The sequence below is a fragment of the Mycobacterium sp. AMU20-3851 genome, assembly GCF_043974665.1.
Lineage (GTDB): Bacteria > Actinomycetota > Actinomycetes > Mycobacteriales > Mycobacteriaceae > Mycobacterium.
The window spans coordinates 4649602-4665466 of sequence record NZ_CP146371.1; the positions used below are offsets into that span (position 1 = coordinate 4649602).

Sequence of the window (15865 nt, forward strand, 5' to 3'; positions counted from 1 at the left end):
CGCGGGTTACTCCTCGCCGTCTGACGGCACAACGACCGTCGTCGTGGTGACCACCGGCGGAACCGTCTCTGCCGGACGCTGCTGCGTCGGCTGCTCGATGACCGGCTCCTCCTCCACGACAGGCGCTTCCTGGACGGTGCTCGGCTCCGCGGGTGCGGAGGCCGGCGGTGCGCTGGCCCGCGGCGGGGCCGAGGCGCTCGACTGCACGATCGTCGTCGTGGTCGTCGCGGCGGGCGGTGCCGTCGTGGTCCTCGGTGCCGTCGTGGTCGCGGCCGCACTCGTGGTGCTCGGCGCCGTGGTCGTCGGTGCGGTGGTGGTGACCGGTGTCTGTGCCGCCGTGCTCGTCGGCGAGGCAGTCGTGGTCGGGGCCACCGTCGTGGTCGGCTGCGTCGTGCTCGGCTGCGTCGTGGCCGTCGGTGCGGTGGTCGTCGGTGCCGTGCTGGTCTCGACCGGCGAGGTCTCCGACGGGCTGGTCTCCGAAGGACTCGTGGTCTCCGGCGGCGTCGTCTCGGCCGACGTGGTGGCCGGCTCGGTCGTCGCCGGCTCGGTGGTCGCGGACCCATCTGCGGGCTCGGTGGTGACCGTGGCGGGATCCTCGATCACCGGCACGGGCAGCAGTGTCAGAGGCGATGCGGGCAGTACCGGCAACGGCTCCCCCGGCGGGGGCAGGGTCGCGGCCGGATTCTGCTCGACGACCTTGTAGGTCAACGCATTCCACTGTTCGATCAGTTCTTGCTTCTGCTCGACCCGGTCGACGCTCTGCACCGTCGACGACAATGCAGCCAGCTTGTCCTGGGCCTGATCCCACTGCCCCTGTTCGACCAGCTGCTGCACCTGGGCGAGCTCGGTCTGCGCGGCCAGCACCACCGCGTCGTCGCGGGTGGCCCGCTCGTCGCCGAAGAACATGCTGCGCACGCCGTAAAGACCGTCGCCCGGGCCCGCCGCGAACACCGCGGCGCCGAAACCGCCGAGGCAGAGCACCGCCGCGGCGGCCGAGCCGACGACCGCCAGCGACAGCCGGTTCGGCCGGCGCCGCACGGTCGTCGCGTCGACGAGTGCCGCGCCCGCCTGCGACGGGGTGAGGATGTGATCCATCGGGACGTGACGGACCTCGTCGCGCCAGCCCGACAGCAGGAAGGCCAGATCGGCGTCACCGCGGTCGGTGGCGAACGGCGCCTGTTCGGCGGCGAGCGCATCCAGGAACTTGTCGGCGCGGTTGATGTCATTGAGGGAGGGGTCACCGCCGTTGGCGGTCCAGCGACCGAAATCAGGCATGTTCACCTCCCGCAGTGATCTCCGACTTGAGTTTGGCCAGGGCACGGTGCTGGGCGACCCGCACCGCGCCGGGGGTACTACCGACCGCTTCCGCGGTTTCCTCGGCGCTCATCCCGACGACGACACGCAGGATGAGGATCTCCCGCTGCTTCTCCGGAAGGATGGCCAGCAGCCGCTCCATCCGGGCCGACGCGTCGGCGTCGAGGGCCAACTGTTCGGGGCCGGCCTCGCCGGAGAACCGCTCCGGCACGTTGTCGGTGGGCTCGGCGCGGTTGCGTGCCGATGCTCGGTGCGCATCGGCAAGCTTGTGCGCCGCTATGCCGTACACGAAGGCCAGGAACGGACGTCCCTGATCCTTGTAGCGCGGCAACGCCGTGATGGCGGCCAAGCACACCTCCTGCGCAATGTCGTCTGCGGACAGACCACTTCGTTCGGCAGACCCGATCCGTGCCCGGCAGTACCGGACGATGATCGGGCGGATGGTCTCCAAGACCACCCGAAGAGCGTCACGATCCCCCGCTACAGCATCAGCGACGACATCATCGAGACGTTCTCCCGAAATTGTCATCGTGGTTGATCTCTCCAGCGTTACGGATGGGGCGTTCTCGGTGATGAGGACTCGCGCGGACGATTGCGTCAGGTAAACACTAACGACCGAGACGGGGTGAACCGGTTCAGCGACGCGTCCACACGCCGCCTCCGCGTCGCACTGTATCGGCGGCCTCGTCACGGATGACCGCGACCTGCTGGGCGGAATGCCTGCTACTGCCGATATCGGCCAGCAGGCACCCGAGCGCCCAGCGCAGCGGGATGAGCCCGAACGCGGCCGTCTCGGCGAACGCGGTGTCGGCAACCTCACGTGACTCGTCGAGTCGACCGGCGCAGCACAGCGCCGCAGAGAGCACCACCTGAGATTTCACCCGGTGCCGGGTGGAGCCCAGGGTGTCGGCGAGTTCGACGGCACGTTCGGCGTGTGTGACGGCAACCGCGCCGTCGCCGCCGGCCATCGCCAGCTCCGCGGACACCCATCCCGACCGGACCGCGCCGCGAGGCGTGCCGGGCACCTGCTGCGCGCGCTCCAGCAGCCGCGCCGACGCGGCCAGCCGGCCGACCCCGAGGGCATCGGCGGCCAGACCGACGAGCGCGTCCGCTCCGGCCTCAGGGTCGGTGCCGGCCGCCGCCCAGGCCCGGCCGTCCCATCCGCGGGCGAGGTCGTGACCGCCGAGTTGACGCAGGAACGACGCCCGCGTGCTGTGCGCCAGCGAGACGATGGGACCGCCGTGGTGCCGGGTGATCGCATCGAGTTCGGTCAGCGCGACACCGTAGTGACCCTGTCCGCCGGCGGCCACCGCACGCAGCCAGCGGTCGCGCGGATCGGATGCCGGCGGAAGCGGCCACAGCTCGGGATTGCCCCCGAAGGCCGCCTCGGTGAGGGCCGCAGTGGGGCTGGTGATCGGGGTAGACATCGCACACGGACGCTATCAACGCCCCGCAATCGCCGGAAAAGGTGATCAAATCGACCTTGGTTAACAGTTGGTGTTCGCAAAGTTACCGAGAGATCAACGGGCCCGCGTTCGCGAAATGGATGAAATCCGGGCGAACTGGGAAAATGCTCCCATCGCGCATTCCGGGCCGGGATATAAAGCACCTGTTCCGTTGCCCGCAAGTGAACATGATGAACGTGAAGTAAATTCGCACCCTGCGGTTATGCGATTTCCTGACGGGCGAGGCTATTGACGACTTTTCGGTAGCCCTTCTACGTTGTGTGCACGAGTAGTCATCGGCGACAAGAGCTCGGTTCAGTTCCGCGACTCACGCACTCACGCGTCTTCGCGAAATGTGTGCGAAGAGAGGGGTTTTCCAATGCCACAACCGCAGCAACTGCCCGGACCCAACGCCGACATCTGGGACTGGCAAATGCAGGGCCAATGCCGGGGTGTCGATTCCTCGGTGTTCTTCCACCCCGACGGTGAGCGTGGCCGGGCCCGCTCCCAGCGCGAGATGCGCGCCAAGGAACTGTGCCGGGCCTGCCCGGTGATCACCCAGTGCCGCTCGCACGCGCTGGCGGTCGGTGAGCCCTACGGCATCTGGGGCGGGCTGTCCGAGTCCGAGCGCGAACTGTTGCTCAAGCGGGGGATGCGCCGCAGCGCCTGACCCCGCCGCGCGGGCAGCGGACTGTAACTCCGGAGACGGCTTCACCGAATAGAAGTTCAGTGACGTCGAACCCCGGGAGGAGGTCCCGTGCTGAACATCCGTGGCCGCGCACTGGCCGCTGTCGCCGCGTTGACGGTCCCGGCCATGGCCGCGGTCTCGCCCGCGCAGGCGAACCCGCTCGATACCTGCGATCCCGACGGTGTCTGCACCGCCCGGTTGGTATCGGTGACGGCCGACGTCGTCGACGGCACCATCACCGGAACACCGGTCGGCACCGCAGCCCCGATAACGCTTGCCGGACAGCACGACGCGTACCGCAAGTCCACGGGGTTCCCCGATCCCCTCCCGGAAGCGGTGCGGGATTGGGACGAGGCGATCGAGCAGGTCAGCGGTCTCCGTACCGACCCGGCCGATCCCAACTGGTATGGCAACGCCAAAGCGCAGGTGTTCCTGTCCAGAACCCTCAACGGTCTGGCCACCCGGTTCCCGCCGGACACCCTGGTGGTGCGGTTCGTGACCGACGAGACCCGACCGGGCACATACCGTCTGGTGACCATTCAGCCCGCACCGGTGGGCGATCTACACGATTGACACACCGGGCGTACAACCCTCGGTGTCCGTGCGCGCGGCACGACGGCATCCTGGCCTCGGCAGCATCGTGGACAGCCCGCAGGTGGGGCAGCGGATGCGCGAACACCTTTGTGTCTCAAGCGGACTCTAGATACAGACGAAGCCCGACACGTTGCCGTACGGGGCGGTCGCGCTGATACACGCGTCGATACCGTCGAAACCGAAACCCCCTTTGCCCCACGGGCCATGCCCGTTGCCCGGTTTGGGACCCCAGTCATCCCATCCACCACCATGGTGGGGCTTTTGCGGGAAGTCGATGCCGGGAGCACCGGGAGCGGCACTCGCCACGCTCGCGCCGATCACCGTTCCGGCGCCGATACCGAGTGCCAATACGCCTGCTGCGGCCGTGTGAAGAAGTTTCATCGTCTCTCACCTCGATGACTCGAGGGTACCGCCGGGCGCCGGTCGAAAACACCCCCGGCACGGCAGATATCGACGCCGAACGGCCCCGCCGATTTCCGAGGTCGGCTACCGTCCGAGCAGGGGACAGTCCGGTGGGAGGCCAGCAACGATGCGCTTGGGCGAATCCCGAACGGCGCTCAGCGCAATCCTGTCGGCCGTGCTCACCGCCGCGGTGGCGGGTTGCGCGCAGGACACCGCCGGTCCCCGCGAGACGACCCGACTGTTGTATGCGTCTGCCCCGTGTCCGCGACCGAACTTCCCCGGAGCGGCCGAGGCCAACCTCGGGCCGGAGTTCACCTGCGGGTACCTGACCGTCCCGGAGAACCGTAGCGTGGCCGATGGGCGCACCATCCGGATCCTGGTGGCCCGGGCCGAGGCGCTCAGCGACGTGCCCGCCGAGGATCCGATCGTCTATCTGGCCGGCGGTCCGGGCGGCGCCGGGACACTCAGCGCCCCCGCGGTCATCGCAGGCGGAATGAACGCCGACCGCGACGTCATCTTCGTCAACCCGCGCGGCACCATCCACAGCGACCCCTTCCTGTCCTGCCCGGAGACCGACGAGTTCGCCACGCAGTCAATCGATCTGGTCTTCGCCCGGCAGTCGACCGCGGATCTCGCCGCGGCCGCCGTGGCAGCCTGCCGGGACCGGTTGGCCGGCTCGGGCGTCGACTTCGCGGCCTACAACTCCCTGGAGAACGCCGCCGACCATGCCGATCTGCGCAGCGCACTGGGCATTAGGGAATGGAACCTCTACGGGGTGTCCTACGGCTCGGACCTGGCATTGCAGATCCTGCGGGACCACCCGGAGGGCATCCGGTCGGTGGTGCTGGATTCGGTGGTGCCGCCGAACATCGACATCGTCGACCGATGGTGGGAGGCCCCAGCCGGCGCACTGGCCGCGATCGCCGAAGCGTGCGCCGATCAACCCCATTGCGTCGCTGTGTATCCCGATCTGCAGCAGACCTTCTCCAGGACCGTCGACGCCCTGGACCGGGCACCGGCACAGGTCCGGGTGACCGACCCGGCGGGGCGCGACGTGCCCGTCACCGTCGACGGGTCGAAGCTCGTCCCGCTGGTGGTCGACTGGAGCAGGGACGCCACCAAGGTGGCCGATATCGCGCGGATGATCTACGCCGCGTCGCGAGGCGACGTGACCCCGGCGGCCGAGGCGATCGCCGCGAGCGACCTGCCGGCAGAGCAGCGCGGACTGCTGGGCTACGGGCTGACGCTGGGCACCTACTGCCAGGAGATGGCCAACTGGACGACCCCGCAGGACGCCCTGGCCGGAGCGCGCAAGGCGATGCCGGGCCTGCCCGACGCCGTCCTGCGGATGACCCCGACGGGCAGCTACATCTTCGACGAGTGCCGCGCGTGGGATGTCGGCAGATCCGACCCCACCGCCCGGCAGCCGGTATACAGCGCGGTACCCACGCTGATCCTGTCGGGCACCTTCGACGCCAGCACCGCGCCGGCCTGGGTGGACGAGGTCACCGGGGGGCTGCCCAACTCCACGGTGCTGCACTTCCCTGGCAGCGGACACGGTGTCATACCGGACTCGTCGTGCGCCCAGTCGATCATGACCGCGTTCGTCGATGAGCCCGGACCCGGTGTGGACCGGTCCTGCATCGCGAACATCGAGTTACCCGCCCTCGCGCCAGCGTGAGCGCGCGTCGACGACGCAGGAACTAGTTCTCCCTGGACCCAGCGGAGTCGGCGTCGCAGACTTTACTCATCGCAAACACAGCATGAGCATGCATGACCGTGCGTTCAGCTGATTCCGCGACCCGTGCACACCCGCGGCAAAAGGATCCATTGACAGCATTCGGGTCGGGCACGGAGAATTGAGCCCTGCTGTGAGGTGGGTCACACATATGTTGTTTGCTGGGTGCCGATTTACGGCGTCACGTAGGAGACCCCGATTGCCACGCGTATTCACCTGATCACGGGTGCATGCCTACTGTCCACCGGACTCGTGATGGGCAGTATCAACGGTGCGGTCGCATCGGCCGAACCCGACGGCCCGGCCTCATCGGATTCGAGTCACAGCACCAGCGAATCCGGCGGCGACAGCGACAACACCCCGACCCCCTCGGCCAGGGACGACAGCCCATCGGCGTCTGACGATTCCGGCGGCAGCACCGGTCCTGACGATGAGGAATCGGGCACATCTGCCGGGGCAAATGAGGACACCGAACCTCGCTCCCCCGTGTTCGCGCCATCGAACGATTCGGATGACACACCGCCGACGGACGCACCGGCCCCCGTGGCCGACCCGGTCGTCGCCGTCCCCGAGCCCGCCGCTGCCGGGCACGGGTCGGACACCACCGAAGTGAAAACCGGAACCGAGACCGTGGCCCCGTCGTCGGTCGCACAGCAGACGGCAGAGCTGACGGCTCCGATGGCGGCCGCCCTGAGCGGCCCGCAGGCCGCGCCCGAGCCTGCGCCGGCACCGATCCCGGACGCCGCTCCCGCCCAGGGCCCACCGGCACCCGTGAGTGCGATACCGAAACCTACGGTCGTCTCCGTTGCCGCACCGGGACTCGGAGCAGCCGTCGCCTACCTGTTGAGCAATCTGGTCGCCACCGCCCTCGACATCGTCACCGCAGTCATCCAGATGGTCACGGACTTCCGTGCCACACTCGGCATTCCGTGGGCCGGCCAGGGTGGTGGCGATGCGCGAGTGCCGAGCGCATTCCTCCCGGCCAACTCGATCGTGCTCGTCCTGGAGCGGATCCTGTCGCGGTCGTTGTCACCGAAGCGGGGTTCATCGACGCTCGACAACGCGCTCGCCGCCGGCCTGAGACTCGGTGCGGCCCTGGCGTTCACCTCGTCGCTGCCCGCCGCGATGGCGCTCACCGGCTCCCGGGATGCCGACGGGACGCACCCGACACCGGTCCGCGGTGTGGTCACCGCCCTGGCGGCGATCTCGCTGTGGGCGCTGCTCTCCGCCGCGCTGCCGGGGCTGAGCGGGCTGCTCGCCGCCGCGGCGACCGGCGTGCGGCTGGGCTACCGCCAGGCACGCGCGCGGATGGCCTTGCACACAATGGAATTGACGCGTTACGTCCGGGCCGGGCCGATCGGGGTCGTGCGTACGGGGTCGTCGGTTTCCGCTCACACCCGCAGCGTGCCAGCCGGCCGCATGCCCGGGAGCCCGCCGCTCAAACTGGTTGCGTGACACCCGCGGCGTTGCATGCTTGCACGAAAACACCCCCGGTCCAACAGGACCGGGGGTGTTCACGTCGAGCTATGAACTAGTGCGCGTGACCGTGGTGGCCGTGGCCGTGATCCTCTTCCTGGGCCGGCTTGTCCACGACTGCCGTCTCGGTGGTGAGAATCATCCGGGCGACCGACGCCGCGTTGAGCACCGCGGAGCGGGTCACCTTGGCCGGGTCGACGATGCCCTCGGCGAGCAGATCACCGTAGGTCAGCGTGGCGGCGTTGAAGCCCTGCCCGGCCGGCAGTTCGCCGACCTTGCTAACCACGACGGCACCGTCGAGACCGGCGTTGGTCGCGATCCAGTGCAGCGGGGCCGACAGCGCGGTGGCGAACACCTCGAGGCCGACGAGCTCATCACCGGACAGCGATCCACGCAGGCTGTCGAGTGCGGACCGTGCCTGCACCAGCGCCGCGCCACCACCGGTGACGATGCCCTCCTCGACGGCCGCCTTGGCCGCTGCGACGGCGTCCTCGACGGCTTCCTTGCGCTTCTTCAGGTCCGTCTCGGTGGCCGCGCCGACCTTGATGACCGCGACGCCACCGGACAGCTTGGCGAGGCGCTCTTCGAGCTTCTCGCGGTCCCAATCCGAATCGGTGGCCTCGATCTCGCTGCGCAGCTGCGCCTTGCGGGCATCGATGTCGTCCTGGGTGCCCGCACCGTCGACGATGACGGTGCTGTCCTTGGTCACCACGACCCGGCGTGCCGAGCCCAGCACGTCGAGACCGGCTTCGCGCAGCGCCAGGCCGACGTCGGGGTTGACCACCTGGGCGGAGGTCACCACGGCGAGGTCCTCGAGGAACGCCTTGCGGCGGTCACCGAAGAACGGCGCCTTGACGGCGACGGCCTTGAGGGTCTTGCGGATGGCGTTGACGACCAGGGTCGACAACGCCTCTCCCTCGACGTCCTCGGCGATGATCAGCAGCGGCTTACCGGCTTCGGCCACCTTCTCCAGCAGCGGCAGCAGGTCCGGGAGCGAGCTGATCTTGTCGCGGTGCAGCAGCACCAGCGCGTCCTCCAGCACGGCTTCCTGGGCGTCGAAGTCGGTGACGAAGTACGCCGAGACGTAGCCCTTGTCGAAGCCGACACCCTCGGTGACCTCGAGCGCGGTCTCCAGCGTCGAGGACTCCTCGACGGTGACGACGCCGTCGGCGCCGACGGTGGTCATCGCCTGGCCGACGAGGTCGCCGACCAGTTCGTCCCGCGAGGACACGGTGGCGACCTGCGCGATGGCGGTCTTGTCGCTGACCGGCTTGGCGGCGGCGAGCAGCGCCTCCGACACGGCGTCGGCGGCCTTGCTGATGCCCGAACCCAGCGCGATCGGGTTGGCACCGGCCGCGACGTTGCGCAGGCCGGCCTTCACGATGGCCTGGGCGAGCACGGTCGCGGTGGTGGTGCCGTCACCGGCGACGTCGTTGGTCTTGGTGGCGACCGACTTGACCAGTTGGGCGCCCAGGTTCTCGAAGGGGTCCTCCAGGTCGATCTCGCGGGCAATCGTGACGCCGTCGTTGGTCACGACTGGTCCGCCGAACGCCTTGGCCAGCACCACGTGGCGGCCGCGCGGGCCGAGGGTGACGCGGACGGCATCGGCGAGCTTGTCTACGCCGGCCTCCATGGCGCGGCGCGCAGTTTCATTGAATTCGATCTGCTTGCTCATAAATGTCCTTTGGCCTGATGCATAGCGCCCCGGACGTCACCCGATACGACGGGGACATCCGGGGCGATACACGAGTGCTTACTTGTTGACGACAGCCAGCACGTCGCGCGCGGAGAGGATCAGGTACTCCTCGCCGCCGTACTTGATCTCGGTGCCGCCGTACTTGCTGTAGATGACGGTGTCACCCTCGGCAACATCCAGGGGGATCCGCTTCTCGCCATCCTCATCCCAGCGGCCGGGGCCAACTGCGACGACGGTGCCTTCCTGCGGCTTTTCCTTGGCGGTGTCCGGGATGACCAGACCGGAAGCGGTCGTGGTCTCGGCCTCGTTGGCCTGAACGAGGATCTTGTCCTCGAGTGGCTTGATGTTGACTGCCACGATGGGAGCCCTCCACTTAGTTGAGTGTGAGTCCGGGATTGCTCCGGGACCTCGGATTTACCAGGTGTTCGGCATGCGTCCGTACCTTCGCTCCGTCGTCGCGGGTGCCGGCGCTGGGGTGGGCCGCGTGCCACCTAGCACTCTATACACGAGAGTGCTAGCACTCAAGGGTGGGTTGTGCCTACGCAGCGCCGGCGGACGCCAGGACCACGAGCCCGTAGGCCACCGCGAAGCGGTGCCCCAGCTCACCAGCGACGTTGCCGCGCCCCACCGTGACCTCGTGGCCAAGCCGCTCGGCCAGTGCCCGGACGAGTTCGTCGTCGCCCGCTCCGCCGCCGACCAGCAGTACCCCCGTCGCACCGGTGGCCACCTGTTGCAGGCCGCGCAGCACATTGCCGCCGATCACCAGCCGCTTGGCCGCCAACCGCCAGCTGCGCCACTCCGCGCCGGACAGCGCCGAGGTGAAGGGCAGCAGACCGCTGGGCGCTTCGGTCAACAGCCAGCCGGTACTGCGGCCGTCGAGCGGGCGGTCCAGGAACCGGCGCCGGCCGTGCTCGTCCTCCACGAGCTGCACCGTGACCGCGGTGACCGCCTCGGCACGTTTGGCGTACTCGGCGGCGCTCGTCGAGATGTCCAGCGCCGCCGCCGTCGCGGTGGTCAACAGTTGACCCGCACCCGGTAGCACGATCCGGTCTTCCTCGGCCACGACGTCGACGGTGCCGCCGCCGACATCCACCACCACGACCTCAGCCGGCAGGCCGGGGGTGGTCAGTGCACCGGCCCGGGCCGCCCCCGCTTCGGAGTCGATGCGGGTGACGGGCACCCCGAGCGCGTCGGCGAGCGCCTCGGCCTCGGCGGGCGGTTCTCCGTCGCCGGCCATCCTCGCCATCACCAGGCTGTCGACGGACACCGACCCGCGACGCGAATTCGCTTCGCCGGCAATATCGGCCAACCGCACGACGTGGACCGATCCGCCGGGCAGCTCGGGGGCCGGCGGCGCCGGCTCGTCCGCGTCGGCACGGTCACCCAAGGCCACCACCGCGCACACGCTGTCGAAGAGCTGATCGGCGATGACGCGCGCATCGGGCCGCTCGGCGTCGCCCAGCCCGAACGCGTCGGCGAGCCAGAACGGATCGGTGAGCCGCTGCAGCGGCGACACCCCGTCGCGCACTTCGACGGCGACCAGCTCCGCTCTCAGTACCTGCTCGACGTCGACGTCGTCGACGACCGGCAGCGGGGTCAGCAGCCGGTTGGACACCAGCACCGCCTCGTCGTTGGCGGTGAGCACCGCGGTGATGTCACATCCGGCCGCGACGGCCGCATTGACCAGGCCGGCCACCGCTGCGTAACCGTGTTCGGGGCCCGCGCAGACGATCACGGGACGACCCCGCTCGACCGTGTCGAGGCAGTCGACCGGCACCGGGGTGCCCACCCCCGCGGCGTCACCGGCGGTGGTGGCCGCGGACCGGGTCACGATGGTGAGCCGACCGGTGCGCTGTGCCTGCAACCGCACCTGCTCGACGGTCGAATGCACCGGCGGGGTCGGCGCGAACGCCGCCCGGTCGACGGTCACGCCGTGCTTGTCCGCCAGTCGCCGGACCAATTGTGCGGCACCGTGAATCGCACGCGGCGAGCCCTTGCCGCCACGGGTGGGCGTTCGCCCGCCGGCCACGACGACCTGGTCGCGGCACAGCACCACCTCGGTGGTCGCGTTGCCGATGTCGACACCGGCCCACACGGTCATCGCAGCAGGCCGCGCCGCCGATACACGACCGCGGCCTCGCGGACCAGCGCGGCGCAGGTGGGCGCATCGTGCGCGTCGAGGCGCCCGGCCAGTTCTTCCAGCTCCTCGAACGACGAACGGCCGGGGCGCAGCGCCTCATAGGACGCGAGCATGTCCTCGGCGCTCAGCGCGGTCATCTCGGCCGCGCGGCGCAGGTTCAGGCCCAGCTGCGCCGATCCGCTGCGCTCGGCATTCTCCGCCTGCCGCAGCAGCGTCTCCCGGCTGATCCGGATGTCGTCCAGGACGAGTTCCCCGTCGCGTGCGGCCTCGACGGTGACCTCGGTGACGTGGCGGCCCGAATGCGAAATCGCGGTCATCGCTTGAACTCCATCTCGACGTGCCGACGGCGCTGACCGCCGTCGAGGGCAAGGCTTTCGGACCGCTCGATGGCGACCATCGAGACCACCCGGGTGTGATACCGCGCCGTGATCGCCTCGTCGGTGTAGGCGTTGCGCATCGGGGCCGGTGTGGCGCCCTTGGCATGCCGACCCGCGTTGATCCCGATGGTCCGGTACATCTCCGGGGTGATCAGCGGCGCCACGCTGAGCAGTTCCAGGTTGGCCAGCGGCGGCAGGTCACGACGGTGGATCAGCGTGGTGCCCTTGGCCTGCAGCCCGACCCCGATACCGGACCCGGACAGACCCGCGGCCGTCTTGCCGATCGCCCCGAGGTCGATGCTGTCGGCGATCCGGACCAGCCGGGGCACGCACTTCTCTTCCTCCAGGCCGGCGAGGATCTGTTCGAGCACGTCATAGATCGTCATCCCGGACAACGTGCGGAACAGCTGGGTGCCGAACGCCGGAGACACACCGACGACCACCTCGCGCGGGTCCGAACCCACCTGGGCCGGGCCCAGCACCCGTAGCCGCTCGTCCTCGGCGAAGGCCGCCTGCTCCCGGACGAGGTCGGCGACCGACCGGGCCTGACGCACGGTGTCGATCTGGGCCTGCCGCTCGCGCGTGGGCCGGTACCCGGTGCCGGGCCCGCGGTAGTCGTTCGGGTCCTCCAGGGCGGACAGCACGTTCATCTCCTCGTCGAAGATCGCCGCCGTCTGCAGGTAGTCGCCGATCACCCGCGCCCGGGACATCCCCAGCACCCGGTCCGCGAGCTCGGTGAACCCGGTCTCGGCGAGCGCGGCGACGACGTCGAGCACCGTCAGCCCCGACTGGTCGATCATCCGTGCCGCGCTGAGCACCTTGACCCCGTCGTTCTCCGGGAGGTCCTTCGAACCCGCCGCTGCGACAACGGCTTCCACGTGGTCGTCGTCGAAGTCGGCCAAACCCAGGTATTCGAACACGGCGCGGGTGGCCTCGGCGGCCTGGCGGCGCATGGCTTCCAGCGTCGTCGGGTCGCAGGACCGCAGCCCGCCGTCCACGCCCCAGTCGCGCTGCATCACCAGGTAATCGTCGAGATCGTCGGCGTTGAAGTTCGACGGCCCGAACATGTTGTCGTAGGAGACCACCGAGCCGAAACCGGAGAAGATGAAGTCCGATCCGGACAACAGCGTCGGCAGCGTGCGACTGGTCCGGCGCATCGTCGATTCGCTCATCAAAGAGTCGTTACCACTGCAGGATTCGAGCCCGCGCAGCATGACCATCAGGTTCTCGGCGTGCAGTTCCTTGACACCGCCGGGCACCGAGGCGGTGATCGCCGCGCCGTCGACGCCGCCGTTCTGAACGCCTTGGGCGCCGATGCCCTTGGCCAGGGCGACACACCGGGACTCCAGGTAGTTCATGGACTTACCTTCGGCGGCACCCATCAGCACTTCGGAGCCGGCGCCGCTGGACAACCGCATCTTGATACCGCGGGACGCATACGACGACGTCAGGAACGCCTTGGACCACGGGGTGTCGTCACCATCGGTGAACACCTGCTCGGTGCCGTAGACCGACACCGTCTCGGCGTACGAGACCAGGCCGCGCACACCGAGTTCCAGCTCGCGGGCCTCCTCCACCGAGCACTGCGTCAATGCCCCCGGCGCCGGCACCTGCGAGCCGATCAGCAACCCGACCGCCACCGCCGGCGCGTCGTCGAGCACCGGCACCGTCGCCTCGAGCTCCCGAAAGCCGTACGCGACGGCGGTGGCCGCGTCGGCGGCGATGAGCAGCGGATCATCGAGGCGGTTCGTGACGTGGGCCTGATTGGCCGGCGTCTTGCGGGCACGCATCTTCATCATCGCCATCTGGATCTCGACGGGATGCAGGGCCGCCACCACCCGCGCCATCTTCGCCGGGGTCAGCCCGGAGCACACTTTCAGCACGTCCGCGCGCGGCACGCTGGAGTCGACGATCAGCCGCGCCAGCTCCACCTCGGACATCGCCATCGACTCGGGTGCCTGGGCGTGGTCGATCGCGTGCCCCACGATGAACTCGTCGATCGTGTCGAAGTCGGCCGCCGGGGTGGAATCCATCTCCAGCACCCTGCCTGCGTCGTCGACCACCCAGGACGGTTCCGGGTCGTGCGGGGAAAGATGCGAGATCATGCCCAGCGCGGGGTCCGGTTCGGCGAAGCCGTCGAGGTTGACGCGTTGCTCGTCGAGCAGACGAATGCGTCCGAGCCGGTGGTCCGGCTCGGGTTCGGGGCTGTTCACTGGTGGCCTCTCTACGTCGCGGGTGGGCATCATCGTCGAGGTGGACATCTCATGGCGGTGGACACAGCATCGACCCGGGCACCGGCGACGGACAACGGTACGCGGCGACCTTCCAACAACATGTGTGAGAACACCACACCGGAACGCCCGAAGTTGAGAACCGATTACAACAAAATGTTGGAAACTGACGCAGACCTATGGCAGACACCCTTTCCGTCTCGCAGACTTTCCCCGGACTCGGAGCCGATGAACGCCTGCTCCGTGCGCAGAGGAGGTTCAACCCATGACTGAAGCTGTCAACGCCGGCGAAAAGCCCAGCGGTACAAAGCCACCGGATACCCGCGGCCATCTGCGTGGCAACCTGGGCGTACCCGCCATCGTGCTGATGGTGGTGGCCGCGGCCGCGCCGCTGTCGACCGTGGGCGGCAATGTCCCGATCGCGATGGCGCTCGGCGACACCACGGGTATTCCGGTGGCGTTCCTCGTCGCCGGGGTGATCTTCCTGCTGTTCGCGGCCAGCTTCGTGGCGATGTCCAAGTACGTCTCCGATACCGGCGCCTTCTACGCCTACATCCAGAAGGGCCTGGGCAAAGCCGTCGGCACCGGCGCCGCGGTGCTCGCGCTGCCCGCCTACATGGCGACGCTGCTGGCGGTGGCGGCCTACGACGGGGTCATCCTGTCCAGCCTCCTGGAGATCGTCGGCGGCCCGGCGGTCCCGTGGTGGGTGCTGACCGGTGTGGTGCTGCTGGTGATCGCATTCCTCGGCTACCGGGACATCGACCTCAGCGCCAAAGTGCTGGGCATCTTCCTGGTGTCGGAGGTCGCCATCCTGGTGGTGCTCGACCTCGTCATCGTGCTTCAGGGCGGCGACAAGGGCATCACCGGTGATTCCTTCACCCCGTCCGGCATCTCCGGGGCATTCGGCATCGCGCTGCTCTACGCGCTGTGGGGATTCGTCGGTGTCGAGGCCACCGCCGTCTTCCGGGACGAGGCCCGCGATCCCGACCGCACCGTCCCCCGCGCCACCTATTGGGCCGTCGGGATCGTTGCCACCTTCTATGCCTTCTCCAGCTGGGCGCTGGTCGAGGGCAACGGCGGCAACGACGCCATCCAGGTCGCCAAGGACGACCCGGACAACTACATGGTCAACACCGCCGAGAAGTACCTCGGCATCCTGGGCAAGGACCTGACCACGCTGTTCTGGTTCGTCAGTGTGTTCGCCTGCGCGCTGGCCTTCCACAACATCGCCGCGCGGTACACCTTCGTGCTGGGTCGCGACAATGTGCTGCCGCGCAAGCTCGGCGAGGTGCACCCGAAACTCGGTTCCCCGGCGAACGCGTCGATCCTGGTCACCGTGCTGTCCATGGTGATCATGGGTGTGTTCGTGGTTATCGGGCTGGACCCGGTGCTGCAGATCTTCGGCCCGCTCGGCGGCCTCGGCATCTGGGGACTGTCCATCCTGTGGCTGCTGACGACGATCTCGGTCGGCATCTTCTTCAAGCGCCGGGGCGGCCCGACGAACATCATCGTCCTGTCCGTGGTGGCGGCGATCGTGCTGGCCGCGGTGGTCGCCATGATCATCGCGAACCTGACCCTGGTCGTCGGCGGATCGACGACGCTGGCGCTCATCTTCGGCATCGCGCCGGTGGTGTTCCTGGCGATCGGCGCCGCCCTGAGCGGACGGGCACCGGACGACGCGCCGACCCCGGCTGCCTGACCGAGGAGCGTTCTCGGCACCATGCGGGTCGCTGATACCGTCGAAATGCGGCGGTATCAGCGACC

The 15865-nt window shown here is 68.8% G+C and carries 15 protein-coding genes; 5 read left to right on the forward strand and 10 right to left on the reverse strand.

From position 1 onward, the window contains the following. Nucleotides 1-6 precede the first annotated feature (6 nt). The 3 genes from V4U86_RS22160 to V4U86_RS22170 form a co-directional block, all read right to left on the reverse strand. The gene (locus tag V4U86_RS22160; RefSeq protein ID WP_395308045.1) at nucleotides 7-1275 is read right to left on the reverse strand and encodes an anti-sigma-D factor RsdA; all 1269 of its coding nucleotides are present in this window, start codon (nucleotides 1273-1275) and stop codon (nucleotides 7-9) included. Continuing rightward, nucleotides 1268-1843: a sigma-70 family RNA polymerase sigma factor gene (locus V4U86_RS22165; RefSeq protein ID WP_395308046.1), complete on the reverse strand. Its 576-nt coding sequence runs from the start codon at nucleotides 1841-1843 to the stop codon at nucleotides 1268-1270. Before V4U86_RS22165 ends, V4U86_RS22160 begins: the two co-directional genes overlap by 8 nt. A 106-nt stretch (nucleotides 1844-1949) precedes the next feature. After that, the gene (locus V4U86_RS22170; RefSeq protein WP_395308047.1) at nucleotides 1950-2741 is read right to left on the reverse strand and encodes a hypothetical protein; all 792 of its coding nucleotides are present in this window, start codon (nucleotides 2739-2741) and stop codon (nucleotides 1950-1952) included. 397 nt (nucleotides 2742-3138) lie between these two features. On the opposite strand from V4U86_RS22170, the gene V4U86_RS22175 reads away from it, so the two are divergent. Next, the gene (locus V4U86_RS22175; protein WP_395308048.1) at nucleotides 3139-3429 is read left to right on the forward strand and encodes a WhiB family transcriptional regulator; all 291 of its coding nucleotides are present in this window, start codon (nucleotides 3139-3141) and stop codon (nucleotides 3427-3429) included. Nucleotides 3430-3516: 87 nt separating this feature from the next. Further along, nucleotides 3517-4020 (forward strand): hypothetical protein, encoded by a 504-nt coding sequence (locus V4U86_RS22180; protein WP_395308049.1) that lies wholly within the window; start codon nucleotides 3517-3519, stop codon nucleotides 4018-4020. A 126-nt stretch (nucleotides 4021-4146) separates the two neighbouring features. On the opposite strand, the gene V4U86_RS22185 is transcribed toward V4U86_RS22180, so the two are convergent. Next, nucleotides 4147-4422 (reverse strand): hypothetical protein, encoded by a 276-nt coding sequence (locus tag V4U86_RS22185; RefSeq protein ID WP_395308050.1) that lies wholly within the window; start codon nucleotides 4420-4422, stop codon nucleotides 4147-4149. Between the two features lie 148 nt (nucleotides 4423-4570). On the opposite strand from V4U86_RS22185, the gene V4U86_RS22190 reads away from it, so the two are divergent. After that, nucleotides 4571-6124, forward strand: coding sequence for an alpha/beta fold hydrolase (locus V4U86_RS22190; protein WP_395308051.1), 1554 nt, complete (start codon nucleotides 4571-4573; stop codon nucleotides 6122-6124). A 377-nt stretch (nucleotides 6125-6501) separates the two neighbouring features. Here the strand turns inward: V4U86_RS22190 and V4U86_RS22195 are convergent, their stop codons facing one another. Further along, on the reverse strand, nucleotides 6502-6651 hold the full coding sequence (locus V4U86_RS22195) for a hypothetical protein (RefSeq protein WP_395308052.1): 150 nt from the start codon (nucleotides 6649-6651) through the stop codon (nucleotides 6502-6504). Between the two features lie 73 nt (nucleotides 6652-6724). Between V4U86_RS22195 and V4U86_RS22200 the strand changes: the two genes are divergently transcribed. Further along, complete coding sequence (locus V4U86_RS22200) at nucleotides 6725-7636, forward strand: hypothetical protein (protein ID WP_395308053.1); 912 nt, start codon at nucleotides 6725-6727, stop codon at nucleotides 7634-7636. Nucleotides 7637-7712: 76 nt separating this feature from the next. Here the strand turns inward: V4U86_RS22200 and groL are convergent, their stop codons facing one another. The 5 genes from groL to V4U86_RS22225 all read right to left on the reverse strand — a co-directional run bounded on the left by groL (nucleotide 7713) and on the right by V4U86_RS22225 (nucleotide 14083). Beyond that, the gene (gene groL / locus V4U86_RS22205; RefSeq protein ID WP_395308054.1) at nucleotides 7713-9332 is read right to left on the reverse strand and encodes a chaperonin GroEL; all 1620 of its coding nucleotides are present in this window, start codon (nucleotides 9330-9332) and stop codon (nucleotides 7713-7715) included. 78 nt (nucleotides 9333-9410) lie between these two features. Then, entirely contained in the window at nucleotides 9411-9713 is a 303-nt protein-coding gene (groES, locus tag V4U86_RS22210) for a co-chaperone GroES (RefSeq protein ID WP_036421278.1), read from the reverse strand. A gap of 178 nt (nucleotides 9714-9891) precedes the next feature. Next, the gene (locus tag V4U86_RS22215; protein ID WP_395308055.1) at nucleotides 9892-11454 is read right to left on the reverse strand and encodes a diol dehydratase reactivase ATPase-like domain-containing protein; all 1563 of its coding nucleotides are present in this window, start codon (nucleotides 11452-11454) and stop codon (nucleotides 9892-9894) included. Then, nucleotides 11451-11810, reverse strand: coding sequence for a diol dehydratase small subunit (locus V4U86_RS22220; protein WP_395308056.1), 360 nt, complete (start codon nucleotides 11808-11810; stop codon nucleotides 11451-11453). The genes V4U86_RS22215 and V4U86_RS22220 overlap by 4 nt, the downstream gene beginning before the upstream one ends. Then, nucleotides 11807-14083, reverse strand: coding sequence for a propanediol/glycerol family dehydratase large subunit (locus tag V4U86_RS22225; RefSeq protein WP_395308057.1), 2277 nt, complete (start codon nucleotides 14081-14083; stop codon nucleotides 11807-11809). Before V4U86_RS22225 ends, V4U86_RS22220 begins: the two co-directional genes overlap by 4 nt. 283 nt (nucleotides 14084-14366) lie before the next feature. Here V4U86_RS22225 and V4U86_RS22230 point away from each other — a divergent pair, with 283 nt between their 5' ends. Beyond that, nucleotides 14367-15800, forward strand: a complete 1434-nt coding sequence (locus V4U86_RS22230) for an APC family permease (RefSeq protein ID WP_395308058.1) — start codon at nucleotides 14367-14369, stop codon at nucleotides 15798-15800. Nucleotides 15801-15865: the final 65 nt, after the last annotated feature.